Source organism: Leucobacter sp. USHLN154 (assembly GCF_037145595.1).
GTDB lineage: Bacteria > Actinomycetota > Actinomycetes > Actinomycetales > Microbacteriaceae > Leucobacter > Leucobacter alluvii.
Genome location: NZ_JBBCXF010000001.1, coordinates 780527 through 806459 on the forward strand (window position 1 = coordinate 780527; position 25933 = coordinate 806459).

At 67.7% G+C, this 25933-nt stretch carries 21 protein-coding genes and 1 tRNA gene; 16 read left to right on the plus strand and 6 right to left on the minus strand.

The genetic code is table 11. The annotated features are described in order from the left end of the window. Window positions 1-2: 2 nt before the first annotated feature. From WFH23_RS03660 to WFH23_RS03680, 5 genes are all read left to right on the plus strand, one after another. Window positions 3-686 (plus strand): ribonuclease HII, encoded by a 684-nt coding sequence (locus tag WFH23_RS03660; RefSeq protein WP_336661599.1) that lies wholly within the window; start codon window positions 3-5, stop codon window positions 684-686. After that, on the plus strand, window positions 683-1522 hold the full coding sequence (murI, locus tag WFH23_RS03665) for a glutamate racemase (protein WP_200329226.1): 840 nt from the start codon (window positions 683-685) through the stop codon (window positions 1520-1522). Before WFH23_RS03660 ends, murI begins: the two co-directional genes overlap by 4 nt. 55 nt (window positions 1523-1577) lie before the next feature. Then, window positions 1578-2324, plus strand: a complete 747-nt coding sequence (gene rph / locus WFH23_RS03670; RefSeq protein WP_090148360.1) for a ribonuclease PH — start codon at window positions 1578-1580, stop codon at window positions 2322-2324. Continuing rightward, window positions 2321-2920, plus strand: a complete 600-nt coding sequence (locus WFH23_RS03675; RefSeq protein ID WP_090148362.1) for a non-canonical purine NTP pyrophosphatase — start codon at window positions 2321-2323, stop codon at window positions 2918-2920. Before rph ends, WFH23_RS03675 begins: the two co-directional genes overlap by 4 nt. A 146-nt stretch (window positions 2921-3066) precedes the next feature. Beyond that, on the plus strand, window positions 3067-6069 hold the full coding sequence (locus tag WFH23_RS03680) for an aminotransferase (protein ID WP_336661600.1): 3003 nt from the start codon (window positions 3067-3069) through the stop codon (window positions 6067-6069). A gap of 138 nt (window positions 6070-6207) precedes the next feature. On the opposite strand, the gene mgtE is transcribed toward WFH23_RS03680, so the two are convergent. Then, the gene (gene mgtE / locus WFH23_RS03685) at window positions 6208-7566 is read right to left on the minus strand and encodes a magnesium transporter (protein WP_336661601.1); all 1359 of its coding nucleotides are present in this window, start codon (window positions 7564-7566) and stop codon (window positions 6208-6210) included. A 330-nt stretch (window positions 7567-7896) separates the two neighbouring features. Between mgtE and WFH23_RS03690 the strand changes: the two genes are divergently transcribed. Beyond that, the gene (locus WFH23_RS03690) at window positions 7897-9606 is read left to right on the plus strand and encodes a ParB/Srx family N-terminal domain-containing protein (RefSeq protein WP_336661602.1); all 1710 of its coding nucleotides are present in this window, start codon (window positions 7897-7899) and stop codon (window positions 9604-9606) included. A gap of 117 nt (window positions 9607-9723) precedes the next feature. Here the strand turns inward: WFH23_RS03690 and WFH23_RS03695 are convergent. Together WFH23_RS03695 and WFH23_RS03700 are read right to left on the minus strand one after the other, a co-directional pair. Beyond that, window positions 9724-9805: transfer RNA gene (locus tag WFH23_RS03695), tRNA-Leu, on the minus strand. A gap of 30 nt (window positions 9806-9835) precedes the next feature. Further along, window positions 9836-10630, minus strand: a complete 795-nt coding sequence (locus tag WFH23_RS03700) for a TIGR00645 family protein (RefSeq protein WP_336661603.1) — start codon at window positions 10628-10630, stop codon at window positions 9836-9838. A gap of 303 nt (window positions 10631-10933) precedes the next feature. On the opposite strand from WFH23_RS03700, the gene WFH23_RS03705 reads away from it, so the two are divergent. From WFH23_RS03705 to WFH23_RS03735, 7 genes are all read left to right on the plus strand, one after another. Next, on the plus strand, window positions 10934-11986 hold the full coding sequence (locus tag WFH23_RS03705; protein WP_336661604.1) for a TerC family protein: 1053 nt from the start codon (window positions 10934-10936) through the stop codon (window positions 11984-11986). A 258-nt stretch (window positions 11987-12244) separates the two neighbouring features. Next, the gene (gene leuC, locus WFH23_RS03710; protein WP_336661605.1) at window positions 12245-13783 is read left to right on the plus strand and encodes a 3-isopropylmalate dehydratase large subunit; all 1539 of its coding nucleotides are present in this window, start codon (window positions 12245-12247) and stop codon (window positions 13781-13783) included. A gap of 3 nt (window positions 13784-13786) precedes the next feature. Then, window positions 13787-14389 (plus strand): 3-isopropylmalate dehydratase small subunit, encoded by a 603-nt coding sequence (leuD, locus tag WFH23_RS03715; RefSeq protein ID WP_090148378.1) that lies wholly within the window; start codon window positions 13787-13789, stop codon window positions 14387-14389. 128 nt (window positions 14390-14517) lie between these two features. Further along, complete coding sequence (gene murA, locus WFH23_RS03720) at window positions 14518-15846, plus strand: UDP-N-acetylglucosamine 1-carboxyvinyltransferase (RefSeq protein ID WP_090149698.1); 1329 nt, start codon at window positions 14518-14520, stop codon at window positions 15844-15846. 81 nt (window positions 15847-15927) lie between these two features. Beyond that, window positions 15928-16704: a lysophospholipid acyltransferase family protein gene (locus WFH23_RS03725; RefSeq protein WP_176698316.1), complete on the plus strand. Its 777-nt coding sequence runs from the start codon at window positions 15928-15930 to the stop codon at window positions 16702-16704. Then, window positions 16701-17822: an NAD(P)H-dependent glycerol-3-phosphate dehydrogenase gene (locus WFH23_RS03730; RefSeq protein ID WP_336661606.1), complete on the plus strand. Its 1122-nt coding sequence runs from the start codon at window positions 16701-16703 to the stop codon at window positions 17820-17822. The genes WFH23_RS03725 and WFH23_RS03730 overlap by 4 nt, the downstream gene beginning before the upstream one ends. Then, window positions 17819-18952 (plus strand): D-alanine--D-alanine ligase family protein, encoded by a 1134-nt coding sequence (locus tag WFH23_RS03735; protein ID WP_336661607.1) that lies wholly within the window; start codon window positions 17819-17821, stop codon window positions 18950-18952. The genes WFH23_RS03730 and WFH23_RS03735 overlap by 4 nt, the downstream gene beginning before the upstream one ends. A gap of 26 nt (window positions 18953-18978) precedes the next feature. On the opposite strand, the gene WFH23_RS03740 is transcribed toward WFH23_RS03735, so the two are convergent. Then, window positions 18979-19473 (minus strand): DUF3515 family protein, encoded by a 495-nt coding sequence (locus tag WFH23_RS03740; protein WP_336661608.1) that lies wholly within the window; start codon window positions 19471-19473, stop codon window positions 18979-18981. An 84-nt stretch (window positions 19474-19557) separates the two neighbouring features. Between WFH23_RS03740 and thiL the strand changes: the two genes are divergently transcribed. After that, window positions 19558-20643, plus strand: coding sequence for a thiamine-phosphate kinase (gene thiL, locus WFH23_RS03745; protein ID WP_336661609.1), 1086 nt, complete (start codon window positions 19558-19560; stop codon window positions 20641-20643). A 29-nt stretch (window positions 20644-20672) separates the two neighbouring features. Here the strand turns inward: thiL and WFH23_RS03750 are convergent, their stop codons facing one another. After that, entirely contained in the window at window positions 20673-20897 is a 225-nt protein-coding gene (locus WFH23_RS03750) for a CPBP family glutamic-type intramembrane protease (RefSeq protein ID WP_336661610.1), read from the minus strand. A 338-nt stretch (window positions 20898-21235) separates the two neighbouring features. Beyond that, window positions 21236-22879: a PucR family transcriptional regulator gene (locus tag WFH23_RS03755; protein WP_336661611.1), complete on the minus strand. Its 1644-nt coding sequence runs from the start codon at window positions 22877-22879 to the stop codon at window positions 21236-21238. Between the two features lie 157 nt (window positions 22880-23036). On the opposite strand from WFH23_RS03755, the gene gabT reads away from it, so the two are divergent. Further along, window positions 23037-24374: a 4-aminobutyrate--2-oxoglutarate transaminase gene (gene gabT, locus WFH23_RS03760; RefSeq protein ID WP_090148393.1), complete on the plus strand. Its 1338-nt coding sequence runs from the start codon at window positions 23037-23039 to the stop codon at window positions 24372-24374. A gap of 44 nt (window positions 24375-24418) precedes the next feature. Continuing rightward, on the plus strand, window positions 24419-25888 hold the full coding sequence (locus WFH23_RS03765; protein WP_336661612.1) for an NAD-dependent succinate-semialdehyde dehydrogenase: 1470 nt from the start codon (window positions 24419-24421) through the stop codon (window positions 25886-25888). The last annotated feature ends 45 nt before the right edge of the window (window positions 25889-25933 follow it).

The window sequence follows — 25933 nt, forward strand, 5'->3', positions numbered from 1 at the left end:
CCGTGCCCGTCGAGGCAGCACCTACGACGAAGGATCCGACGCTCGACGTCGAACGCGCGTTCTTCGCGGCGGGTGCGCAGATCGTCATCGGCATCGACGAGGTGGGCCGTGGAGCGATCGCCGGGCCGGTCGCCGTCGGCGTGCACGCCGTGGTGGCGGGCACCCACTCGTTTCCGGACGGGCTTCGCGATTCGAAGCTCCTGAGCGAGAAACGACGCGACGCGATCGCGCCGCTCGTGCATGCGTGGGGAGCCGGTGCCGTCGGCTTCGCGAGCGCCGAGGAGATCGATACGCGGGGCATCACGACGATGCTCGGCCATGCCGCGCGTCGCGCGCTGCTCCAGCTGCGTGCGACGGGAGTGCCGGTCGAACGCTCAGTGATCCTGCTCGACGGCGCGCACGACTGGCTCTCCGCAGTGCTGCGCGCTCCGCTCGACATCCGCACGCGGGTCGGGGCGGATCGCGAGTGCGCCAGCGTGGCCGCCGCTTCGGTGCGGGCGAAGGTCTCGCGCGACGCCCTGATGCGTGAGGCCGATGCAGCGCACCCCGAGTACGCATGGGCGTCGAACAAGGGATACGGCGCGAAGGCCCACTTCGCCGGCATCGCGACGAACGGCCTCACCGAACTGCACCGGCATACGTGGATCAAACTTTCCGCGATCGGCTCGGGTAGTCTGGACGGGTGAGTTCGCAGCAGCCAGACGCGTCCGCCCCTATCGGGGTGTTCGACTCGGGAGTCGGCGGTTTGACGGTGGCGCGAGCGATTCACGATCAGCTCCCCGGCGAGTCGATGATCTACGTCGGCGACACCGCCCGCACGCCGTATGGTCCGCGGCCCATCGCGGACGTTCGCCGATTCGCTCTCGAGATCCTCGACGGGCTCGTCGAGCAGGGCGTGAAGATGCTCGTGATCGCCTGCAACACGGCATCTGCGGCGGTGCTGCGCGACGCCCGTGAGCGCTACGACGTGCCTGTCGTCGAAGTCATCGGCCCGACGGTGCGCAGCGCGGCCTCGATCACGAGGAACCGCCGCGTCGGTCTGATCGGCACGCAGGGGACGATCCAATCGCGCGCCTACGACGACCTGTTCGCAATGCGGCCCGAGATCGCGCTGAGCTCTGCGGCGTGCCCGCGGTTCGTGGATCTCGTCGAGGCGGGCGAGACCAGCGGTCCCGCAGTGCACGAGGTCGCGCAGCAGTATCTCGCACCGCTCGTCGCGCAGGGCATCGACACCCTGGTGCTCGGATGCACGCACTACCCGTTCCTGCGCGGCGCGATTCGGCAGGTGGTCGGGCCGGACGTCGCGCTGGTGTCGAGTGACATCGAGACCGCGAATGCCGTGTTCCAGGTACTCACCGAGTTGCAGTTGCTGCGTCCGCCCGGCTCTGGGGAACCCGAGCTGCGATACGAGGCGACTGGTGAGGATACGGCGGCGTTCGTCGAATTGGCTCGCCGCATGCTCGGGATCGGCATCGATGCCGTCGATCGCCTGGAGACCGGCGCGATCCGCCTGCCCAACTGACTCGCGTTCGCTGTGCGTTCGCCGACCTGATCCGCCGCAACCTCTGGAGACCTGAATGACTGAGACCCTCCGCGCCGACGGGCGCACGCCGCAGCAGACCCGACCCGTCACGATCGAACGGGGTTGGAGCGCCCAGGCCGAAGGCAGCGCGCTCATCTCGTTCGGCAGCACGAAGGTGCTGTGCACCGCTTCGTTCACGCCGGGGGTGCCCCGCTGGCTCACCGGCAAGGGCACCGGTTGGGTGACCGCCGAGTACTCGATGCTGCCCCGCTCCACGAACGAGCGCATGCAGCGCGAGTCGATCAAGGGCAAGGTCGGCGGGCGCACCCACGAGATCTCGCGTCTCATCGGTCGCAGCCTCCGCGCCGTCATCGATACGAAAGCGCTGGGGGAGAACACCATCGTCATCGACTGCGACGTGCTGCAGGCCGACGGCGGAACGCGCACCGCCTCGATCACCGGCGCGTACGTCGCGCTCGTCGACGCGCTGGAGTGGGCTCGTGAGCGAGGGTTCATCGCGAAGAAGGCGAAGCCGCTCACGGACAGCGTCGCTGCGATCTCGGTCGGCATCGTGGGCGGCGTGCCGCTGAGCGACCTCGCCTACGTCGAGGATTCGCGCGCCGAGACCGACATGAACGTCGTCGTGACCGGTTCCGGCGACTTCGTCGAGGTGCAGGGCACCGCCGAGGGTGCTCCGTTCAACCGTGCCGAACTCGACGCGCTGCTCGACCTCGCGCTCGTGAGCACGACCGAGCTGGCCGAGCTGCAGCGAGCAGCCCTGGCGGAGGCGCGCCGACCATGACCACCGTGGTACTCGCCTCGCACAATGCGCACAAGCTCGAAGAACTCCGCCGCATTCTCGGCCCGCTGATCCCCGGCGTCGAACTCGTCGGATACGACGGGCCAGAGCCGGTGGAGAACGGCCTGAGCTTCGAGCAGAACGCGTTCATCAAAGCTCGCGCAGCTGCGGCCCGCACCGGGCTTCCAGCGATCGCCGACGACTCCGGCATCGCCGTCGATGTGCTCGGCGGCAGCCCCGGCATCTTCTCGGCGCGGTGGGGCGGGCCGGCGCGCGACGACCGCGCGAACGTCGAGCTCCTGCTCTGGCAGCTGACCGATGTCGCAGACGACCACCGCGATGCCGGATTCGTCTGCGCAGCGGCGCTCGCGCTGCCGGGCGACTCTCGCGACGGCGACATCTGCGAACTGGGCGTGTGGCCCGGCAGGGTGCTGCGGCAGCCGACCGGGGAGCACGGATTCGGGTACGACCCGATCTTCCAGCCGGATGGGGAGTCCCGATCTGCGGCTGAGCTGACCGGTGCCGAGAAGGACGCGCAGTCCCATCGCACGCGCGCCTTCACCGCCCTCGCGCCGGCGATCCGCGCGCTCGCGGAGTAATCCCGCATACCTTCGACGCCGGCTTGTGCGGCCCCACGGCCCGAGCCCGAGTGCACCGCGGCCGCTGCTGCTCAGCAGTGGTGGTCGCGACGCGGCACCCAACACACGAGTGACATCACTTCGACATCAGAGATGGAGACCACGCGATGAGCAACGCTTCAGCGAGTGGATTGGTGCGCCCGGACGTGACCGAGGCCGACGCCAGAACGATTGCACGCGAATGCTACGGGTTGGAGGTGACCGCTACCGAGCTCGGAAGCAATCAGGATCGCAATTTCGCGTTGACGGCCGCCGACGGCTCCCGCAGCGTGCTGCGGATCGACAACCCCGTCTTCGCGGACGACGCGCGGGATGCGCAACACGCCGCACTGGGGGCCTACCGCGCCGCAGGCGTGACAGCGGCCGCGGTGCTGCCCGGCCTCGACGGCGAGCTCACGCAGCACTGGCGCGGATTCGCCGTGCGCCGGAGCGAATTCGCGGCAGGGGAGCCGATGGTCGATCTCGGCTACTTCGCTTCTCCGGTGCTCGAGGCGTTCGGGGCGCTGTCGGCCGCATCGGCCAACGCGCTGGCAGGCCTCGAACACCCCGGCCTCGATCGCGACCACATGTGGGACATGCGTGTCGCCTTCGACGAGATTGGGCGCCTCGCCGGCTCGATCAGCGATGAAGAACTGCGGGATCGCGTCGTTCTCGCCGCCACCTCAGCCGACGAAGCGCTGGAGCCGCTCGTCGACGCGCTGCCGATCCAGGCGATCCACGGCGACCTGACCGATGACAATGTGATGGGTGAACGCGCTGCCGACACTCGCGTCTACCCGTCGACTGTGCTGGATCTCGGCGACCTCTCCTACGGGTGGCGCGTCGCCGAGCTCGCGGTGACGGCGAGCTCTCTGCTGCATCACGAAGCGGATCGACCCCTTCGGGTGCTCGAGACGGTCACCGCATTCCACCGCGCGGCGCCGCTCGCCGTCGCAGAGGCTCGAGCGGTATGGCCGTTGATCGTGCTCCGTGCCGCTCTGCTCGTCGCGAGCGGTTGGCGGCAGCTCGAGATCGACGGCGACAACGAGTACGCACGCGAGCGCGTCGACGGGGAACGCGCGATCTTCGACGCGGCCACTTCCGTACCGCTCGCCGAAGCGACGGAGTCCGTGCTCGCCTCGCTCGGATTCGCGGGAGTCGCCGCGGGTAGCGGTCTGCAGCTGGTCGCTGCGCCGGCCCGCGTCTCGACACCGCCGCTGCGCTCGCTACTGCCAGAGCTCGGCGGTGATGCGGCGGTACTCGATCCTGGCGTCGAATCTGATGATCTCGCATCGGGCGCCTGGCTCGACGCAGATGCTGAAGCGCGGCTCGTACGCGCAGCGTTCGAATCGGGTCATGGCAGCGCCGTCTTCCCGTACGGCGTGTACCGTCTCACCCGCACCCGGGTCGATGCGCAGCGAGCGAGCGAGACCTGGCCCATCGCGACGGAGATCCACCTGGCGCCCGGCGACTCCCTGGGGGTCTCGGCGCCGGCCTCCGGGTCCGTCGCGGTTGCGACGAGTCAAGGCGTGCTGCTCGAACTCGCCGGCGGCTGGCACCTCGCGATCGACGGAGTCGATGCCGTGGTGGAGCCCGGCGCTCCCGTCGCGGCGGGCGCTCCCGTCGCCCGTGTTCAGGGCTCGACCGGAGCGCGAGTGATCTCGGTGACCCTGGTCCGCGCCGACGCGCTGACCGGTGCCGACGCGCCGATTCTGGCGGTCGACGAGCCGGAAGCAGGATGCGCTCCGCTCGTCACTCCCGAGCGGGTTCCGGCGTGGCGCCGTTTCACTCAGGATCCCGCGAGGCTGCTCGGCCTCCCATCGCTCGCCCAGCACGACGCATCCGCGGACGAGCTCGCTCGCCGCTCGGAGATCTTCGCGAGCGCACAGGAGCGGTACTACGAACGCCCGATGCAGGTCGAGCGCGGTTGGCGCCATCACCTCGTCGATACGACCGGTCGGTCGTACATCGACATGGTCAACAACGTGACAGGGCTGGGGCACGGGCATCCGGGCGTCGCCGACGCGGTCAATCGGCAGATCCGGCGACTCAACACGAACTCGCGCTTCCTCTACCGGGAGCTCGCGGAGTACAGCGAGCGACTGCTCGCACTCCTGCCCGAAGGCTCGGCTCTCGACACGGTGCTCCTCGTGAACAGCGGCTCGGAAGCGGTCGATCTCGCGTTGCGCCTGGCGCAGGCGGCGACCGGGCGAAACACCATCGTGGCGTTGCGGGAGGCCTATCACGGGTGGACCATGGCATCCGATGCGGTGACCACGAGCGCGTACGACAACCCGCACGCGCTCGAGAATCGACCGGACTGGGTGCACGTCGCGGACGTCCCGAACCGCTTTCGAGGAACCTACCGAGGTGCGGGCACCGGTGCGAAGTACGCGGCCGATCTCGGCGCCGACCTGCAGCGACTCGCGGACGAGGGGCGCGACGTGGCCGCCTTCATTTGCGAATCGGTGCTGGGCAACGCGGGCGGGGTGCTGCTGCCCGACGGGTACCTCGCCGACGTCTACGCTCGTGTGCGCGCTGCGGGCGGACTCTGCATCGCCGATGAAGTGCAGGTCGGGTTCGGGCGGATGGGTTCGAGCTTCTGGGGTTTCGAGCAATCCAGCGTGCTGCCCGATATCGTCACGATCGCGAAGCCGATGGGAAACGGATTTCCGATCGGGGGAGTCATCACGTCGAAGCGCATCGCCGATGCGCTCGCGATGCAGGGCCAGTTCTTCTCGTCGGCGGGCGGGAATCCGCTGAGCTGCCGAGTGGGCATCGCGGTACTCGACGCCATGGAGCAGGAGGGCTTGCAGCAGAACGCGCTCCGGGTCGGCGGGCGACTCGCCGACGGCTTCCGCGCACTCGCGGAACGCCACGAGATCGTCGGGCCGATCCACGGCGAGGGGCTGTATCTCGGCGTGGAACTCGTGCGCGATCGCGAAACGCTGGAGCCCGCCACAGCCGAGGCGGCCGCGATCTGCGAGCGGCTCAGAGAACTCGGCGTGATCGTCCTCACGACCTCCGAGCGTTCGAACGTGCTGAAGGTGAAGCCGCCGCTCTGCCTCACCGAGGAGAGCGCTGACGCCGTGCTCGCAGCCCTCGACCGGGTGCTCACCGAAGGCTGGTAGCGCCGCAACCCCTCGTCGAGCCCCTGCCCGCACGCCGAACCCCCAAGGGAGGCGCGTACAGCGGGCTGGGGCTCGTCGAGCGCGGAGGGGCTCGGCGCGAGCGCGGGGGCTCGGCGATCCTGCTGGCCCCGACGGCGGTTAGAGGCCGAGCACGGCGGAGGCGATCCCGAAGTAGACGAGGAGGCCGGTCGCATCGACGAATGTCGAGATGAACGGGTTCGAGAAGACGGCTGGGTCGACGCGCACCGTCCGGGCGAGCAGCGGCATGCAGCCGCCCACCACCGCGGCGACCGTGCAGACCGCGAGCAGGGTGAGCCCGATCACTGTGCCGATCTGAACGGAGTAGAACGCCCAGGCGATTCCGAATCCGAGCGAGCCCAGCAGCAGGCCGAGCAGTGCCCCCGTGCGGAACTCGCGCGCGAGCACGCGGAGAATGTCGCGCGGGCGCACGTCTCCCAGCGCAAGCGCGCGTGTGACGGTGGTCGCGGCCTGATTGCCCGTGTTGCCTCCGGTTCCGATGAGGAGCGGCACGAAGAGCGCGAGCACGGTGACCTGTTCGATCGTCGCCTCGAAGATCTCGAGCACCTGAACGGTGAGTGTGGCGCCGACGGCCAGGACGAGCAGCCACACCACGCGAGAGCGCACGAGCGTGCGCACCGGCGTGGACAGGTACGGGCGCCGCAGCGGCTCGGAGCCGCCCTGACGCGCCGCGTCCTCGTTCTCGACGTGTTCGATGATCCGGATCGCGTCGTCGATCGTCAGCATGCCGACCAGCCGCTCCTCGCTGTCGACGATCGGCAGCGCCAGCAGGGAAAGATCCGCGCATCGACGTGCGGCGTACTCATCCGACTCGGTCGCGACGGCCGTGTGCGCCGGCTGCATTAAGTCGGCGACGAAGTCGTCGGGGCTCGCGGCCAGCAGCTCGCGCAGGCTGATGATGCCGACCACGACCCGCGTGCCGTCGAGCACCGGAATCGTATACACCGTCTCGGCGTCCGAGAGGTGGGCGCGAACACGTTCGAGCGTTTCAGCGACGGTCAGCGAAGCGCGAGTCGATACGTACTCGGGCGTCATGCGCCGGCCCACGCTGCCCTGCGGATACCCGAGCAGCTCGGCGGTCTGCAGGCGATCCTGCTCGGGCAAGCCGCGCAGCATCTGGGTCGCGAGCACCGACGGCACCTCGTCGAGCAGCCAGAGCCGATCGTCGGGGTCGAGCTCGGTGAAGAGCCGACTCACCTCGGTGTTCTGCAACCCGGCGAGCAGATCACCCTGCAATGAGGGCGGCAGCGCCTCGAAGAGCTCCATTGCGCGCTGCTTGGAGAGCAGCCTGAAGAGCACGGCGCGCTGCCGCAGATCGAGTCGCTCGAAGAGCGGCACGAGCTCCGTAGCGGAGAAGGGGGCGAGATCGCGGGTGAGCGCGGGAAGATCGCCTGCAGCGAGATGCTGCAGGATGCCGTCGAACGAGGCTTCGATGATCGGAATCTGCTGAGTGGTCATGACGGGTCTCCTCGCATGGGCGCCGCTGGCGCCGCTCGGCGGGCGCACGGGCGCGCCCTGAAACGTATGGAACGTGCGGAGCCGGGCGTGCGCGGCGGGCGACGAGAACGACCGCTAGAGGGAACGCGTCGGAGCGTGCGCGAGACCCGGCTGATGACTGCAACTGTCACTGGACATCGGGCTCACCTCGCTTCGGTTCGGGATCGGGCTGATCAGGGGAACCCTAACAGCCCGATGCGCGATCCCCAAACGCACCCGCGGCTCGTGGCTCGAGACCGTTCATGTGCCGGATCCGTCGGCGCCACCAGCGGTTCATCGTCGATCGGGAGGATGAACGAGGCCCGCCCCGGTGTCTGCGGACGTGCCGTCTCGAACCCCTATCGGAAGGCTTCCGTGCTGATCTCCTCGACCTCACCCGAGTCCTATTCGCGCCTCCGGCTCGCTGCGCTCGGGCTTGCCGGTGCCCTGCTCGCGGCACCGCTCGTCATCGCCTCAATCGGCCCCGCAACGGCGCACCCCCTGGACGAGCCCGAACCCGCTGCTGTCACCACCGCTGCGTCCTACGCGGATGCGCAGGTCGGAGACCTGGTCGATGTGCGCATCGGCGACGTGCACCCGACCCAGCCCTCCGTCGGATACGACGAGGTCTACTACAAGCTCGGTCGCTACTCGGAACTCGGGAAGGACGCCGTCAACAAGCGTTTCGGCGACTGGTGCGAGGCCAACGGGCAATTGGACGCTGTCGCTGCCGATGCCGACGCGACACTGCACGACCCGGCGTCCTTCACCTGCGAGCTGCCGCTCGGCGGCGAGACCGAGCAGAGCATCGCCGAGATGAAGACCGTCGTCATCGGGCCCGAGGGCGCCCTGTACCTCACCGACGGGCACCACACGCTGACCTCGTTCGCGGAAACCGCTGATGGCGGCCTCGACCTGCACGTGCGGCTTCGCGTCATGGCGAACCTGAGCGACCAGGCGCCCGCGCAGTTCTGGCAGACGATGATCGCCAATCAGTGGACGTGGCTCGAGCAGGTCGACGGGGCACCGATCACTCCCGCAGATCTGCCCGCCTCGGTCGGTCTCGGCAACTTCGCCGACGACCCCAACCGCAGCCTCCTGTACTTCGCGCGCGACATCGGCTTCGCATCCGGAACGATCCCGTTCCAGGAGTTCTACTGGGGCGCGTGGGTGCGCGATGCGCAGCCCGTCGATCTCTCAGAATGGAACACGAATGATCGCGACAGTTACCTCGCGACCGTCCGCTCGCTCTCCGAAGCGCAGGTTGCGCTCGACCCGGCGGCACCCATCGCCGGTGGGTTCACGGCAGCAGACCTCGGAGTGCTGTCGGCATGGAACGATGGCAAGGCGGAGACGAAGGGGGAGTGGAACAAGCTCTCGCAGCCCTACGAAGCCGAGAAGCCCGGCAAGCTCGCCTACGCGATGGCGTACAAGTCGCAGCTGCCGCCCTCCGGAGAGGAGCCCGGTGGTGAAGAGCCGCCTGTGGACCCCGGAACTGTGCACGGGGCCCTCGCTGTGAGCGGGGATCTGCGCCCGGGCGGCGAGATCACGGTCAGCGGAAGCGGATTCGCGCCGTCGACCACGGGGTACGCGCTCGAAATGCGGTCGGAGCCGGTGCAGCTCGCCGAAGTATCCACGGATGAGACGGGCGCCTTCGCCGCGACCGTGACGCTTCCAAGGGCAGTCGGCACAGGAGCGCACCGTATCGCCCTGCTCTGGAACGGCGTCGAGGTCGGCGCCACCGAGGTGCAGATCGAAGCCGACGCACGTGCTGATGGCGGTGCCGGGGTCGGCGCGGGTGGCAGTGGCGCCGGTGGACCGGGCGAGGCCGTTGGCACCGCAGCCGGCGGCAACTCCGGGGCCGGAGCGACTCCCTCAGCCGCTCAGGCGCCACCCGCGGCGGCGAAGCTCGCTGAGACGGGCGGCGCTCCCGTGATTGCCGCGACGACAGCGGCGCTCGCGATGATGCTCGTCGGAGGCGCGGTCACGGTGCTGCACACGCGTCGCCGCCGGGCCGAGTAGCCGCAGCTCCCCAAATCTGCGAGCGGGGTCACTGTTCATGGGTGTCACATGTCCGACACGCACGAACAGTGACCCCGCTGCTGCGTGCGCGGCCGTGCCGCGAAGGAACCTCGTACGTGCGCGAGGGGGGACTTGAACCCCCACGTCCGAAGACACTGGAACCTAAATCCAGCGCGTCTGCCAATTCCGCCACTCGCGCGTGGGCCGGCGAGACCGGCCGAGAACCACCTTATCGGTCGTTCGGCAGGACCTCCGCGCCCTCGGGAAGGCGAGTTCCTGCGGGGATGCGAACCGTGACGAAGCCTGCGTCTGCAGGAGCAGGAGCAGGAGCAGGAGCAGGGGCGCCGACGGGAACGGCGGCCGGGGGTTCGTCGCCGCGCAGGCCGGCTTCGATCTTGCCGACGCTCAGGCCGCCCGTCTCGCCGGTGGGGTGGTGCTGGCTCATGCGGTCGATCCACGCGAGCGCGATGGCCGAGACGATGAACGCGAGATGGATCGCGACTTCCCACATCACGCCATCCGACGAGTAGAGCACGCTGCCGTCCGCGTTGAGCACGACGCCGTTATCCATCCGTCCGACCTCGATGAATGTCTTGAGCAGGTGAATCGAGGAGATCGAGATGATCGATACGGCGAGCTTGACCTTGAGCAGGTTCGTGTTGACATGCGACAGCCATTCGGGCTCATCGTGGTGCCCTTGGACGCGGATCTTCGAGACGAAGGTCTCGTAGCCTCCGATGATCACCATGATCAGCAGGTTCGCGATCATGACGATGTCGATGAGTGCGAGCACACTCAGCATCACGTCGGTCTCGGTGATGTGCCCGGTGGCGATGACGTTCTCGACGAGGTGCCAGAGCTCGACGAAGAAGAGCACGACGTAGACGGCCTGCGCGACGATGAGGCCGAGGTACAGCGGCGCCTGGAGCCAGCGGCTCGCGAAGATGAAGGCGGCGAGTGTGCGTGAAGCAGGCCCCGGACCGGCCTGCGCGCTGCGTTCGGTGATGCTGGGTCGCTTGCTCACGTGGGTAGCCCTCTCGTGCTGGTGGAGTGCACCGCATGCTGATGAAGTGCACCATATGCTAGCGCAGCACGGATGTGGATTCGGGGGTCGAGGGATCGGCGCCGAGGGATCGGCGCCGAGCCGCAACGCGGCTAGGATGGCGGGAGCGAAAGGGAGTATTCCACTTCGCCCGTGTCGTCAAGACGCGTCGCTCCGCAGCGGCGCCGGTGCGGGCGCGGCGCATGCGACGGAAGTCGGGCGCCGGGAAGAGACTTTCGGCCCAGCCGTGCGCCCCGCGCCCCAGCCGTAAGGAAGTACACAACGGTGACTTCAGTTCTCCCGCTCTGGTTCGAGATCGGTTCGATGATCGCGCTCGTCGTGATCCTCGTCATCGACCTCGCCCTGATCGTCCGTCGTCCCCACGTCCCCTCCATGCGCGAGGCGAGCCTGTGGGTCGGCTTCTACGTGCTGCTCGCACTGATCTTCGCCGGCGCTATCTTCCTGCTGGGCGATGTGCAGCACGGCACGGAGTTCTTGGCGGGCTGGCTCACCGAGTACAGCCTCTCGATCGACAACCTCTTCGTGTTCGTGCTGATCCTCGCCAGCTTCAAGGTGCCGAGCGCCTACCAGCAGCGCGCGCTGATGATCGGCATCGTGCTCGCACTGATCTTCCGCGGCGCATTCATCCTGGTGGGCGCCGCGATCATCGAACGCTTCATCGCGATCTTCTTCATCTTCGGCGCGTGGCTGATCTGGACGGCTTGGCAGCAGGTGAAGCCGGGCGGGCACGACGAGCAGGGCGAGAGCTGGGTCATCCGCCAGGTCAAGAAGGTGCTGCCCTTCAGCGACCACTACGACGGCGGCAAGCTGCGCACCACGGTTGACGGCAAGCGCATGTTCACCCCCTTCCTGCTGGTGCTCATCTCGTTGGGCGTGACCGACCTCCTCTTCGCCCTCGACTCGATTCCCGCAATCTTCGGCATCACGCAGAGCCCCTTCATCGTGTTCACGGCGAATGTGTTCGCCCTCATGGGCCTCCGGCAGCTGTACTTCCTGCTCGGCGGTCTGCTCGAGCGGCTGGAGTACCTCAAGTACGGCATCGCGGCGATCCTGGCGTTCATCGGCGTGAAACTGATCCTGCATGCGCTGCACGAGAACGAGCTGCCGTTCATCAACGGCGGCGAGCACGTGCCGGTGCCCGAGATCAATACGTGGATGTCGCTCGGCTTCATCGTCGCGGCGATGCTGGTGGCCACAGTGGCGAGCGTGATCAAGGCGAATCGCGAGGCTCGTGCGCGCGGCGAGCACCTGCACCTCGGCGCCGCCGAGCCCATGGAGAAGCCGTCGCAGGGCCACGATCGCGCCAACCGCCACTAGGAAAGCGGTGGTGGCTCGTCATCGGCGCCGCCACCTTCTCGGCCGCATCGGGCACTCCGCATCGCGCGGTGATAGACTCTCGCCATGCGTTCGCGGGCTCTGCTTCTTCACAGCCGCGACGGGGTCTAGTCCATCGGCCGCCCGTCGCGGAGTTCTCGCATGGTCGATCCACCGCGTCGAAGCTCGCGAAATACATTCGTGCCGCGCGGTGTTGAACAGCACAGTGCTGAGTGCACAGAACCGGGAAGAGAAGCACACATGAGCGAGCAGTTTGCGTCGGAGTCGGCCGCACGGCCACGCACCCTGGCTGAGAAACTCTGGGACGACCACGTCGTCGTCAAGGGGGAGAACGGCCAGCCCGATCTCATCTACATCGATCTCCACCTCATCCACGAGGTGACGAGTCCGCAGGCGTTCGATGGTCTGCGCGTCGCAGGGCGACCGCTTCGCCGCGTCGACCTGATGATCGCGACGGAGGATCACAACACCCCGACCGTCAACATCACGCGGCAGATCGAGGACCCGACGAGCCGTCTCCAGATCGAGACGCTGCGTCAGAACGTCGCCGAGTTCGGTGTGCGGGCGCACCCCCTCGGCGACCGCGAACAGGGCATCGTGCACGTCGTCGGACCGCAGTTGGGTTTGTCGATGCCGGGAATCACCGTGGTGTGCGGTGACAGCCACACCTCGACCCACGGGGCGTTCGGCGCTCTGGCGTTCGGCATCGGCACCAGCGAGGTCGAGCACGTCATGGCGACGCAGACCCTGCCGCTGAAGCCGTTCAAGACCATGGCGATCAACGTCGAGGGCGAGCTGCGTCCGGGTGTCACCGCGAAGGACATCATTCTGGCCGTCATCGCGAAGATCGGCACCGGCGGCGGCCAGGGCTACGTGCTCGAGTACCGCGGGTCCGCGATCCGCGGTCTCTCGATGGACGGTCGCATGACGATGTGCAACATGTCGATCGAAGCCGGCGCACGTGCGGGCATGGTGGCCCCTGACGAGACGACGTTCGAGTACGTCAAGGGCCGCCCCCACGCCCCGCGCGGCGCCGATTGGGACGACGCGGTCGCGTACTGGAAGACGCTCCCGACCGATGAGGGCGCCGTCTTCGACAAGGAAGTGTTCATCGACGCCGAGTCGCTCGAACCGTTTGTGACGTGGGGCACGAACCCCGGGCAGGGCGTGCTGCTCAGCGAATCGGTGCCCGATCCCGATGCGATCGCTGATCCCAACGAGCGCGCCGCCGCCGAGCGCGCGCTCGAATACATGGATCTCGAGGCGGGGACGCCGATGAAGGAGATCCCCGTCGACGCCGTCTTCATGGGATCGTGCACGAATAGCCGTCTCGACGATCTGCGCACCTTCGCCGAGATCATCAAGGGCAAGCAGAAGGCCGAGGGCGTGCGGCTCATGGTGGTCCCCGGGTCGGCCCGCGTGCGCGCCGAGGCCGAAGCCGAGGGGATCGACCGCATCGTCGAGGCGTTCGGCGGCGAGTGGCGATTCGCCGGCTGCTCGATGTGCCTGGGCATGAACCCGGACCAGCTGGCGCCGGGCGAACGATGCGCGTCGACGTCGAATCGAAACTTCGAGGGGCGTCAGGGCAAGGGCGGGCGCACCCATCTGGTCTCGCCGCTCGTGGCAGCGGCGACCGCGATCCGAGGCACGCTGTCGAGCCCGTGGGACTTGCAGGATGACCTCGCGAAGGGCATCTCCCACAACGCTCCGGAGGGCTCCGACCTCCCCGTGCGTCGCCGTATTCCGATCATGCCCGTCTCCGAGAAGGCGGGAGCCTGAACCATGCAGAAGTTCACGACTTTCACTGGCATCGCCGCGCCGCTCCAGCGATCGAACGTCGATACCGATCAGATCATCCCCGCAGTGTTCTTGAAGCGGGTCACGAAGACCGGATTCGAAGACGCGCTGTTCTCCCACTGGCGGCAGGACGAGAACTTCGTCTTGAACCAGCCCGCCTTCCAAGGCGCTGAGATCCTCGTCGCCGGTGCCGACTTCGGCACGGGATCGTCGCGCGAGCACGCGGTGTGGGCGCTTCGCGACTACGGTTTCAGGGTCGTCATCTCGCCTCGCTTCGCGGATATCTTCCGCGGCAACTCGGGGAAGCAGGGGCTGCTCGCGGCTCAGGTGACCGAGGACGAAGTGAAGCAGATCTGGGCCGCGATCGATGCCGATCCCGGAATGAGCGTCACGGTGAGTCTCGAGGACTGCACGATCACTGCGGGCGCGCTCACGATTCCCTTCGAAGTGGACGAATACACGCGTTGGCGCCTGATGGAAGGGCACGACGATATCTCCTTGACGCTCCGCGACGCGGACGCCATCACCAGGTTCGAGGCGAACCGCCCGAACTGGATGCCGACAACGACCCCCGTGGAGGCCGAATGACCAAGCACACCGTGAACGAGGCCCAGCTGGAGACGGAAGCGGAGGCGCCCGAGGAGGCGGCCGCCGTGTCGACGGAAGAATCGGAAGCCGCCGGGCGCAAGCTCGACGCGCAGAAGGCGGGCGCCCGTGTGGGCCTGACCTCTGACGAGATCATCATCAACGGCGGCCGCCCGCTGAAGGGCCGCATCGAGGTGCGCGGCGCGAAGAACCTCGCGACGAAGGCGATGGTCGCCGCACTGCTCGGCAAGACGCCGAGCGTGCTGCGCAACGTCCCCAACATCTCCGACGTGCGCGTCGTGGCCGGGCTGCTCGCCCTCCACGGTGTGCTCATCACGCGCGGCGAGCAGGGCGGCGAGTGGCGCCTGGACCCGTCGAACGTCGAGGTGGCCCACCAGGCCGACATCGATGCGCACGCGGGCTCGTCGCGCATTCCGATCCTCTTCTGCGGACCGCTGCTGCACCGCCTCGGTGAGGCGTTCATCCCCGATCTCGGCGGATGCCGGATCGGCGATCGCCCGATCGACTTCCACCTCGATGCGCTGCGCAACTTCGGCGCCGTCATCGAGAAGCTGCCGAGCGGCATCAGCCTCACCGCGCCCGACGGTCTCAAGGGAGCCAACATCGAGCTGCCGTACCCCTCCGTCGGAGCGACGGAGCAGGTGCTGCTGACGGCCGTCCTCGCCGAAGGGCAGACGGAGCTGCGCAATGCGGCGATCGAGCCGGAGATCGTCGATCTCATCTGCATCCTGCAGAAGATGGGCGCGATCATCTCGATGGAGCCCAACCGGGTGATCTTCATCGAGGGGGTACCGGAGCTCCGCGGGTACGATCACCGGGCCATCTTCGACCGGAACGAGGCCGCCAGCTGGGCTGCAGCAGCCCTGGCGACGAAGGGTGACGTGTTCGTCGGCGGCGTCGAGCAGGAAGAGATGATGACCTTCCTCAACGTCTTCCGCAAGGTCGGCGGCGACTTCGACGTGCACGACGACGGCATCCGCTTCTGGCACCCGGGTGGTGCGCTCAAGCCGGTCACCATCGAGACCGATGTGCACCCGGGATTCATGACGGACTGGCAGCAGCCGCTCGTCGTGGCGCTCACGCAGGCCGAGGGCCAGTCGACCATCCACGAGACGGTGTACGAGAACCGTTTCGGATTCACCGACGCCCTCGTCAAGATGGGGGCCGACATCGTGGTGTACAAGGAGGGCCTGCACGACGCGACTCGTCGAGTGAAGCGACGGGAGTTCGAGCAGGCCGCCGTCATCACCGGACCGACGCCGCTCCACGGAGCCGATATCGAGGTGCCCGACCTGCGCGGCGGCTTCAGCCACCTCATCGCTGCGCTGACCGCGGAGGGCCAGTCGAAGGTCACGAACCTCGGCATCATCTCGCGCGGGTACGAGAACTTCATCGAGAAGCTGCATCTGCTCGGCGCTGATTTCGTCTACGAGAGCTGAGCGCAGAAACTCTCCTGCGAATGCGGCGGTTGCCCGGGGCGTATGCCACTGGGCAACCGCCGCATTCGAGATAATGGACCTATGACTGACACCGTGAAGTTCCGGAGCCGACTGTCGCCTGAGAAGCGTCGGCCCTCGGCGTTCTGGGTGCTGGCGCTCATGATCCTGCCGTTCTGGTCGCTCATGGTGCGGTACCGTTTCACCCCGCAGTCGAAGCTTCCTGAGCGCGGGCCCTTCATCCTCGCCCCGAATCACTACAGCGAAGTCGACCCGATCGCGGTGGGGGCCGCTGTATGGCATCTCGGCCGCTTGCCACGCTTCATGGCGAAGGCCAGCCTCTTCACAGTGCCCGTCCTCGGGTGGCTCATGCGGGCGTCCGGTCAGGTGCCGGTGCAGCGCGACGGTGTCGCCCGCTCCGCGAGCCGCGACGGCAACCCCATGAGCGCGGCCTCGCAGATCATCGAACGGCAGGACGGTGTGATCGTGTACCCGGAGGGCACGCTGACCCGTGATCCCGACCTGTGGCCGATGCGGGGCAAGAGCGGTGCCGTGAGACTCGCACTCGAAGCGGGGATCCCACTGATCCCGGTGGCCCACTGGGGCACGCATCGGCTGATGCCGCGCTATGCGAAGCGACTGCACCCGTTTCCGCGCAAGACGATCGAGGTCGCCATCGGCGAACCGCTCGATCTCAGTCGCTACGCGGGCAAACCGGTCGATCAGCGAACCATCAACGAGGCGACGCGGGAGCTGATGGACGCCATCACGGCGCTCCTCGCCGGGCTCCGAGGCGAACAGCCGCCGGCTGAGCGCTGGGATCCGAGCAAGCACCAGCAGAGCGAAACGGGGCGCTTTTGACTACTCGATCCGCAGCAGCGGGATCGGTCCACAGTGATCGCAATCGGGGCCGAAGGGTCGCGGTCATCGGCGCGGGGAGCTGGGGAACCACCTTCGCCAAGGTGCTCGCCGACGCGGGGTGCGACGTCACGATGTGGGCGCGTCGCCCCGAGATCGCAAATGAGATCCAGGTCGCGCGCCGCAACAGTCAGTATCTGCCTGGCGTGAATCTGCCGAAGACGCTCACGGCGACGGACGATCTGGCCACGGCGCTGCAGGGGGCACGACTCGTCTTCCTCGCCGTCCCGAGCCAGACGCTGCGTCAGAATCTCATCGACCTCGAACCGTATCTCGATCGACGGTCCGTGCTCGTGAGCCTGGTGAAAGGCGTCGAGAAGACGACGACCATGCGGATGTCGGAGGTGATCGCCGACACGCTCGATCTCGGACCCGAGCGCATCGCGGTGGTATCGGGCCCCAACATCGCCCTCGAGATCGCGAAAGAACAGCCGACTGGAGCCGTGGCTTCGTGCGTGGACCTCGGCGTCGCTCAAGAAGTGGCGATGGCTGCGAACGCGCCGTACTTCCGAACGTACGTGAATACTGACGTCATCGGAACGGAACTCGGCGGCGTGCTGAAGAACCTCATCGCGCTCGCCATCGGCATCGTGGACGGCGTCGGCTATGGCGAGAACACGAAGGCCGCGATCATCACTCGCGGGCTCGCCGAGATGACGGAGTTCTCGGTAGCCTCAGGCGCCGATCCCGCGACCCTCTCCGGTCTCGCGGGCCTCGGCGATCTCATCGCCACCTGCCAGTCGCCGCTCTCCCGCAACAACACCGCAGGCCGCCTCATCGGTCAGGGGTACACGCAGGAGGAGACCCGCGAGCAGATGCAGCAGGTCGCCGAAGGCATCACGTCGGTGCCGCCCGTGCTCGAACTCGCTCGGGAACGCGGAATCGTCATGCCGATCGTCGAGCAGGTGCAGATGGTGCTCAGCGGCAAGATGCAGCCCAAGTACCTCGGCCCGCACCTCGCCACCGAAGACGACGTGCCGCAAGCGGAACTCAGCTTGGGATCGCCCCAGATCGGTCGACTGAAACGACTGTTCGACCGTATGAAGGGAACACGCGGGTGACTGCCAACGCACTCCGAGAAGATGCCCCGTCGAAGCGCACGGTGGTGCTGCTGTTCGGCGGTCGGTCGAGCGAGCACGGCATCAGCTGTGTGACCGCAGCGGGTGTGCTCCGCGCGATCGACCGTGCGAAGTTCGACGTGATTCCCGTGGGAATCACTCAGCAGGGCGCCACCGTGCTGATGGAAGAATCGGATCTCGACGATTACCGGCTCGACGCAGCAGCGCTTCCCGAAGTCGCCGACAACGGCACCCGCGTGCTGTGGCCGGCGTCGACCGCCACCCGTCTCATCAGCGTGATCGACCCTTCGGGGCGAGTCCGAGAGCTCGGGAGTGCTGACGCAGTGCTGCCGATGCTGCACGGCCCCTACGGCGAAGACGGCACCGTGCAGGGCATGCTCGATCTCGTGGATCTGCCCTACGTGGGGAGCGGCGTGCTGGGCTCGGCCCTGTGCATGGACAAGCACGCGGTCAAGACCGTACTGGCAGATGCGGGCATCGCCGTAGCGCCGTGGAACACGGTGACGCGTTCTCAGCTCGACGCCGACCCCGCATTGGTCTCCCGGCTCGACGCTGACCTGACGTACCCGCTCTTCGTAAAGCCCGCCAGGGCGGGATCGAGCGTTGGCGTCAGCAAGGTCGCCGCGCCGGCGGAGCTGCCCGCGGCGCTGGAAGTCGCGTTCGCCGAGGATCGCACCGTGCTCGTCGAATCCGGCGTCGTCGGCCGCGAGGTCGAGATCGCAGTGCTCGAGGGCCGCCGCGACGCTCGCCCGCGAACGAGCACCGTGATCGGCGAGATCGTGATCTCCGGCGGCGGCTTCTACGACTTCGCGTCGAAGTACCTGGACGGTTCAGGCGTGCGCCTGGACCTGCCCGCCGAGGTGAGCGAAGCGGAGTTCGCGGCGCTGCAACGCGACGCTGTCCTCGCGTTCGAGATCGCCCAGTGCGCCGGGCTTGCGCGGGTCGACTTCTTCTTGACGGAGAACGGTCCGGTGCTCAACGAGATCAACACGCTTCCCGGTTTCACGCCGATCTCGATGTACCCCCGTCTCTGGGAAGCATCGGGCCTGAGCTACACCGAGCTCATCACGGAGCTCATCGAGCTCGCGATCGAGCGCCGCCCGGCGTACTGAGCTGCCTCGACGTTACGGGTGCGTCGTCACTGCTTCGCTCCGGGGACGTCGAACGTGTCGGAGAGCGTGGTGCACTCGCGCTCTTGCGGGAGCTGCTGCACGACCGCATTGAGGTCAACCGTCGTTTCGGTGCCGCTCACCTGCTCGGAGTCGACGAAGACCGCGAGGCCGGGCGTTCGACCGTACGGCTCGAAGCGATAGATGGGAGCGGCTGAGTCGTCGATCACCCAATCGACGCCGTTAACGTTCACGCACGTGTCCGTGGTCGGTCCGCTCGGCTCGACACCGCACACGAGTTGCACGGCGCCGTCACCCCAAGCGCCGGTCGCCTGCGCGTTCGTGTAGCGCCGTTCCTCCCCGGCGACGATGTCGGGCAGCCGCACGATCACATTGGCGCACGCCGGATTATTCGCGTCCTCCGCAGCGTCCATCGGCACGATGGGAGCGCATGCCGACAGGAGGGTCGCGGTACTCGCGAGTACTGCTGAGAGTGCGACGATCTTGAGGGCCCGAAACTTCACCGTTCCAGCCTACTCGCCGGGGCCTGGTCGAGTGCCGGGCGCGGTGGCGAGGCGTGGACGCGGGAGCGACGGTAGCGTAGGAACGTGGAACCACGAGAGACGTTCGCGCCCACGGTCGGAGAACTGGGGGAGTCCGGCGTGCTCGCGCGCGTACTCGCGCAGCTCTCAGAGGCGAGCGCCGTTGAGCTGGGCCCGGGCGACGACTGCGCGGTGCTGCGGCACGAGGGCGACATCGTCGTGACGACCGACACCATGATCGAGGGCCCCGATTTCCGCCTCGCCTGGCATGACGGCTTCGAACTCGGCTGGAAGTTGGCGGCGACGAACCTCTCCGACGTTGCCGCCATGGGCGCGCGTCCGACCGCACTGACCGTCGCCCTCGCAGTGCCGCTCGATACTCCCGTGCATCTCCTCGAGCGAATCGCGGAGGGTCTCGACGCTGCGTGTCGTGCGCTGGCGCCGGGGTGCGGCGTGGTGGGCGGCGACCTGGGGAGAGCGCCGGTGGTGACTGCCGCGGTCACGGCGCTCGGCGACCTCGAAGGGCGGGCGCCGGTGCTGCGTTCCGGCGCCCGCGCGGGCGACGTCGTGGCGTATGCGGGGGAGTTGGGGCTCGCAGGGCTCGGTCTCTCGCTGCTCTTCGCGGAGGGCCTCGCGTCCGATGGCACCGCGAGTGCGGATGCCGTCCCCGGGCTCTGGGCCGCGCATCCGGAGGTCCTCGCCGCGCAACTCGCGCCGGCGCCTCCCATACCGCTCGGCATCGCAGCGGCACAGGGCGGGGCAACGGCCATGATGGACGTCTCCGACGCTCTCTCGATCGACAGTGAGCGCCTGGCTCGGGCGAGCGACGTGCAGATCGGCTTCACCTCGGCGCTGCTCGAACGCGGCTTCGGCGAGCAGAGCGGAGTCGTGGTGCCGGTCGAAGCGATGCTGCACGGCGGCGAGGATCACGGTCTGCTCGCGACCTTCCCCGCCGACGTCGCGCTGCCCGCCGGGTTCCGGCCCATCGGGGCTGTGGTAGAGGCGCCCAACTCAGGACCCTCGGTCGAAGCAGAGCCAGTCTCGGCAAACATGGACATCGGACAGGGCGCCGGGAGGCTGTCGCTCGATGGCACAGCGCTCATCTCGCGCGGCTGGGACCCCTACACCGTGCAGTATCCAGGTACTGCGTGACATTCGGCGAAGCTCAGCGATCCAGCGAGTCAACCGAGAAACACACTCGATACGAACCCCGTCGTGTTCCATGCGATGTGCACCGAAATAGGAGCCAAGATGTTTTGTTGCGAGAGCAGGTACAGCGCTCCGAGCAGCAGTCCAACAAAGCCGTAGTTCAGAAGTAGCGGCCACTCGGCGATACTTCGGAGACGCAATGCGCCGAACAGGGCGCTGGACACGATGAGCGCCACGAGCCCGAAGCCCGAGTACACGGCAGAATCCTGAATCCTCCGGAAGGGGAACGTGTTCGGACGCGACAACGTTCTCACGGACGGGCGAGCCTTTCGTTCGGGACCTGGATCTGGCCGTCGGAGTGAGCCCCTTCGGGATGAATCATTAGAGCCCTGAGAGGGGTTCTCGGCTCGATGCCCAGATGAGACCGTTCAGCGCAGGGCGTGCGTCGTCGGCGGACCATCGGCAACAGTCATCGAGGCCGGCGCGGGACCGCCCTGGAAGCGCGAGGTACTGATTCTGGGTGGTCGAAGTAGCTCCCGGGTGGGCGCGAGTGTCGGGTCGGCGAGCTGCATTTCTCGATGAGCACCCGCCAGGATCAAGTGCAGCGAACCTTCTGCTCGACGAGCATTCTCTCGGGAGGCGTGGTCAGACGGAGCGCCGCCCACAACTCCGCGCGCGTATCGGGGGAGTCCAGGTCGACCTGCAGAAGCTGGGCTGCCGTCTGCACGCGAGAGCGGAGCGTATGGCGGTGCACCCCGAGTTCGGTGGACGCGGCGCTCGTCTGCCCATGGTGGGCGAGCCAGCCGGTCAAGGCCTCCTCGATGCGATCGTCGTGCCGCGCATCGTGATGCCGCACGGGAGCGAGCAGCAGTTCCGCTCGCTGCTTCGCCTCTGGGAGCCCGTCGAGCAGGTGGATCACGCCCTCGTGAGTGGCGGGCGAATACTCGACCGGTGCACGTGCGGCGGTCGTCGCAGAGCGTTCGAGCGCGAGTTCCGCCTGCACCAACCCCTCGCGCAGATCCTCGAGGGCGACGCGGTCGGAGATGCCGGCTCCGAGCCCGTGTGCGGTGAAGAGGCGCCGGATCGCGGGAAGATGGCGGGACTCTGCCACGATGAGCGGAGCCGCGTGCGTCGTCGCCGTGAAGAGGCCGGGGCTTCCGGCGTCGAGCGACTGCAGATCCTCCGCGAAGGTCGGGTCGAGGCGATCCGGCATCGCATATCGCACCACGACGACGGGTCCACGAGGAAACCGCGTCAGCGCATCGCTCGAGAGGCGTTCGGCCAGGGGAAGCTGCTCGGCGAGCAGCAGTTCGACGATGGCATCGCGGAGCACCGCCTGCGCCGAGCGGATCCCGCTGCGGTGCTCCAGCTGGACGGTGGCGAGGGCGGCGACGAGCCCGTGCAAGGCACGTTCGGCGATGTCTGGCACTCCGCGTTCTTCGATGGCGAGCACGCCGAGCACATGCCCCTGGCGGCCCAGTGCTTGGAGCTGCATTCCCGTGCCGGATTCCGTTTCGATGCGCCCGGCGCTCACCCCGCGCTCGATGAGCCGGCGGGCTTCCCGGCGCACCCATTCGACCGGGAGATCGGGCCGCGCGCGCTCGGGCGCGAATTCGACGACCCGCCCGAAGCGATCGGTGACGCAGACCCAGTGCCCGAGTCGTGACGCGGCTTCTCGCACGGCTGCGCCCAGGCCGTCGCGATGCAGGGACGCGTTTGCGACGGCTCGCTGCGACTCGAGTGACCAGATGTCGCGATCCCGGGTCTTCGCCTCGAGGAGGCGGGCGGCCGTCTGCACGATCTCGATGAACGCGGTGTCGTACGGCACCCTGAAGAGTGGCAGGTCGAGTCGGTCGCAGGCCGACACCACGAGTGCCGGCACCCGGTCCCAGTGCAGCCCGACGGCGACGCCGAGTGCCGTCACGCCGGCGTCGATGAGGCGCTGGACGTAGTCGCCCGCGTCGGCATCGGTGCGCATCGAGCCGAAGCGTGCGCCGGTCGTGAGCAGCACGGTTCGCGGCGTCAGGAATGGCGCGGGGTCCTCGAGCTCGCTGACGTGCACCCACTGCACGGGACGACTCGAGGCTGCGCGGCTCGCTCCCGCGATGAGCGCGAGCTCCAGCTGGTACTGGTGCAGCAGCTCGCCCAACTCGATGGTCGGCCCCTGCACCGCTTGCACAGACACCGGGAGGGTGGGCGCGGTGCGCGCACCGGAATTCGATTGGGGCGTGATTTCCATGGCTGCTCCGCATCCGCCCCTGCCGGAGTGGCGAAACTTACGGGGCTTGAACTCCATTCTGGCAGATCGGGAAACGAGGTGCAGGCCGTAGGCTGTTCCCGAATCACCCTGAACCCGTGGACGCGGGTTCTCTCGAGACTCATAAGGAGAATCAGTCATGACAGCAGTCACCGGCGGTCCCTCGCTTCCGCAGGAGCGCAAGCTCGTCACCAGCATCCCCGGCCCCAAGTCGCAGGAGCTGCTCGCACGCAAGAACGCGGCAGTCGCCTCCGGCGTCGGCGTCGCACTGCCCGTTTCCATCGTCGCAGCGGGCGGCGGCGTCATGGTTGACGTCGACGGAAACTCCCTGATCGACCTCGGCTCCGGAATCGCCGTGACCGGCGTCGGCAACTCGGCGCCCGCCGTCGTCGAAGCCGTGACCAACCAGGTCCAGCAGTTCACGCACACCTGCTTCACCGTGACCCCCTACGAGGGGTACGTCGCAGTGGCCGAGAAGCTCAACGAAGTGACCCCTGGCGACCATGAGAAGCGCTCAGCACTCTTCAACTCGGGCGCAGAAGCCGTCGAGAACGCGATCAAGATCGCGCGCCACTACACGAAGAAGAACGCCGTCGTCGTCTTCGATCACGCGTACCACGGTCGCACCAACCTGACCATGGGCATGACCGCGAAGAACATCCCGTACAAGGACGGCTTCGGTCCGTTCGCTCCAGAGGTGTACCGCGTGCCGACGTCGTACCCGTTCCGTGACGGCCTCTCGGGCGCCGACGCCGCGTCGGTCGCGCTGAGCCAGATCGAGAAGCAGGTCGGTGCCGGCAACCTCGCCGCGATCATCATCGAGCCCATCCAGGGCGAGGGCGGTTTCATCGCTCCGGCCGAGGGATTCCTTCCCGCGCTGCAGGAGTGGGCGACCGCGAACAACGTCGTCTTCATCCTCGACGAGGTGCAGACCGGCTTCGCCCGCACCGGCGACCTCTTCGCCGCGAACCACGAAGGCGTCGTGCCCGATCTCGTCACCACGGCGAAGGGCATCGCCGGCGGCCTGCCGCTGTCGGCTGTGACCGGCCGCGCCGAGATCATGGATTCGGCGCACGCGGGCGGCCTCGGCGGCACCTACGCCGGCAGCCCGATCGCCTGCGCCGCGGCACTCGCGACGATCGACACCTACGAGCGCGAGAACCTCACCGAGCGCGCCCGCGAGATCGGCGCGATCATCGACGACTTCTTCGGCGAACTGCAGAAGTCCGATGACCGCATCGGCGACATCCGCGGACGCGGTGCGATGAAGGCCATCGAGCTCGTCGAGTCGGGTTCGCAGAAGCCCGCAGCCGCGCTCACCGGCGCGATCGCCAAGGCGGCAGGAGAGCAGGCAGTGGTCGTGCTCACCTGCGGCACCTTCGGAAACGTCATCCGCTTCCTTCCGCCGCTCTCGATCTCCGACGAGCTGCTGCGCGAAGGCCTGCAGGTCGTCGCCGATGCTCTCGCAGCGAACTGACGCGCGCACACTCCGATCCAGAATTCTCTGAAAGGACACCGAATATGGCTTTGAAGCCCAACGAGCAGGATCTGCTCGACCGTGTCGCCTCCGGCCTCGGCATCGGCGGCACCTGGGAGCCGTCGACCTCCGGTGCGACGCTCGATGTGCACGACCCGGCCACCGGCGCCGTCATCAAGTCGATCGCCGACGCGACGGTCGAGGACGCGGTTCGCGCGCTCGACGCCGCCGTCGATGCTCAGGCCGAGTGGGCGGCGACCTCGAGTCGCGAACGCTCGAACATTCTGCGTCGCGCATTCGACCTGCTGATGGAGCGCAAGGAGGAGTTCGCGCTTCTCATGAGCATGGAGATGGGCAAGCCCATCGCCGAAGCTCGCGGCGAGGTCGTCTACGGCGGCGAGTTCCTCCGCTGGTTCTCGGAAGAGGCCGTGCGGGTTCCGGGCGACTACCGCCAGAACCCCGAGGGCACCGGCACGATGATCGTCTCGCAGATGCCGGTCGGCCCCTGCTACTTCATCACGCCCTGGAACTTCCCGCTCGCGATGGCCACCCGCAAGATCGCTCCCGCGCTTGCCGCGGGCTGCACGGTCGTCATCAAGCCGGCGGCGCTCACCCCGCTGACGACGATCTTCTTCGCACAGCTCCTCGAAGAGGCCGGCCTTCCGGCGGGCGTCGTGAACGTGGTCGCCACCTCGAAGTCGAGCGCTCAGTCGAGCGCCCTGCTCTCCGATCCGCGTCTGCGCAAGCTCTCCTTCACCGGTTCGACGCCGGTCGGTGTGAAGCTGCTCCAGGCAGCGGCGCAGAACGTGCTGCGCACCTCGATGGAGCTCGGCGGCAACGCCCCGTTCATCGTCTTCGAGGATGCGGATCTCGATAAGGCCGTCGAAGGGGCGATGCTCGCGAAGTTCCGCAACATCGGCCAGGCCTGCACCGCCGCGAACCGCATCATCGTGCACGAGTCCGTCGCCGACGAGTTCGCGCGTCGCGTCGGCGAGAAAGTCGCCGCGATGACCATCGGGCGCGGTGCGGACGAGGGCAACGACATCGGCGCGCTCGTCGAGGAGAAGGCCGTGACGAACACGGCGCGTCTCGTCGCGGACGCCGTGGAGACCGGGGCGAAGATCGTCACCGGCGGCGAAGCCGTCGATGGGCCGGGACACTTCTTCCAGCCCACGGTGATCGACCACATCAGCCCGCAGGCTGCGATCATGCGCGAGGAGATCTTCGGGCCGGTACTCGGCATCATCCGCTTCTCCACGGAGGAGGAGGCGATCGAGATCGCCAACAACACCGAGTACGGTCTCGTGAGCTACGTGTTCACCGAGAACATCGGTCGCGGTCACCGCATGATCGAGAAGCTCGAAACCGGCATGATGGGCCTGAACACCGGCCTCGTCTCGAACGCTGCGGCGCCCTTCGGCGGCGTGAAGCAGTCGGGCATCGGCCGTGAGGGCGGGTTCGAGGGCATCCACGAGTTCCTCTCGTCGAAGTACACCCTCCTGCCGCGCTCCTGAGCGTCGGCGAAGTCCGGTGAACGGGCCCGGGATCGCGAGATCCCG

What these genes read in the sequence shown, in the direction of transcription:
- rph (WP_090148360.1), top strand. Translation starts at nt 1,578, where the DNA reads ATGACTGAGACCCTCCGCGCCGACGGGCGCACGCCGCAGCAGACCCGA.
- WFH23_RS03675 (WP_090148362.1), top strand. Translation starts at nt 2,321, where the DNA reads ATGACCACCGTGGTACTCGCCTCGCACAATGCGCACAAGCTCGAAGAA.
- WFH23_RS03680 (WP_336661600.1), top strand. Translation starts at nt 3,067, where the DNA reads ATGAGCAACGCTTCAGCGAGTGGATTGGTGCGCCCGGACGTGACCGAG.
- mgtE (WP_336661601.1), bottom strand. Translation starts at nt 7,566, where the DNA reads ATGACCACTCAGCAGATTCCGATCATCGAAGCCTCGTTCGACGGCATC.
- WFH23_RS03690 (WP_336661602.1), top strand. Translation starts at nt 7,897, where the DNA reads ATGAACGAGGCCCGCCCCGGTGTCTGCGGACGTGCCGTCTCGAACCCC.
- leuC (WP_336661605.1), top strand. Translation starts at nt 12,245, where the DNA reads ATGAGCGAGCAGTTTGCGTCGGAGTCGGCCGCACGGCCACGCACCCTG.
- leuD (WP_090148378.1), top strand. Translation starts at nt 13,787, where the DNA reads ATGCAGAAGTTCACGACTTTCACTGGCATCGCCGCGCCGCTCCAGCGA.
- WFH23_RS03725 (WP_176698316.1), top strand. Translation starts at nt 15,928, where the DNA reads ATGACTGACACCGTGAAGTTCCGGAGCCGACTGTCGCCTGAGAAGCGT.
- WFH23_RS03755 (WP_336661611.1), bottom strand. Translation starts at nt 22,879, where the DNA reads ATGGAAATCACGCCCCAATCGAATTCCGGTGCGCGCACCGCGCCCACC.
- gabT (WP_090148393.1), top strand. Translation starts at nt 23,037, where the DNA reads ATGACAGCAGTCACCGGCGGTCCCTCGCTTCCGCAGGAGCGCAAGCTC.
- WFH23_RS03765 (WP_336661612.1), top strand. Translation starts at nt 24,419, where the DNA reads ATGGCTTTGAAGCCCAACGAGCAGGATCTGCTCGACCGTGTCGCCTCC.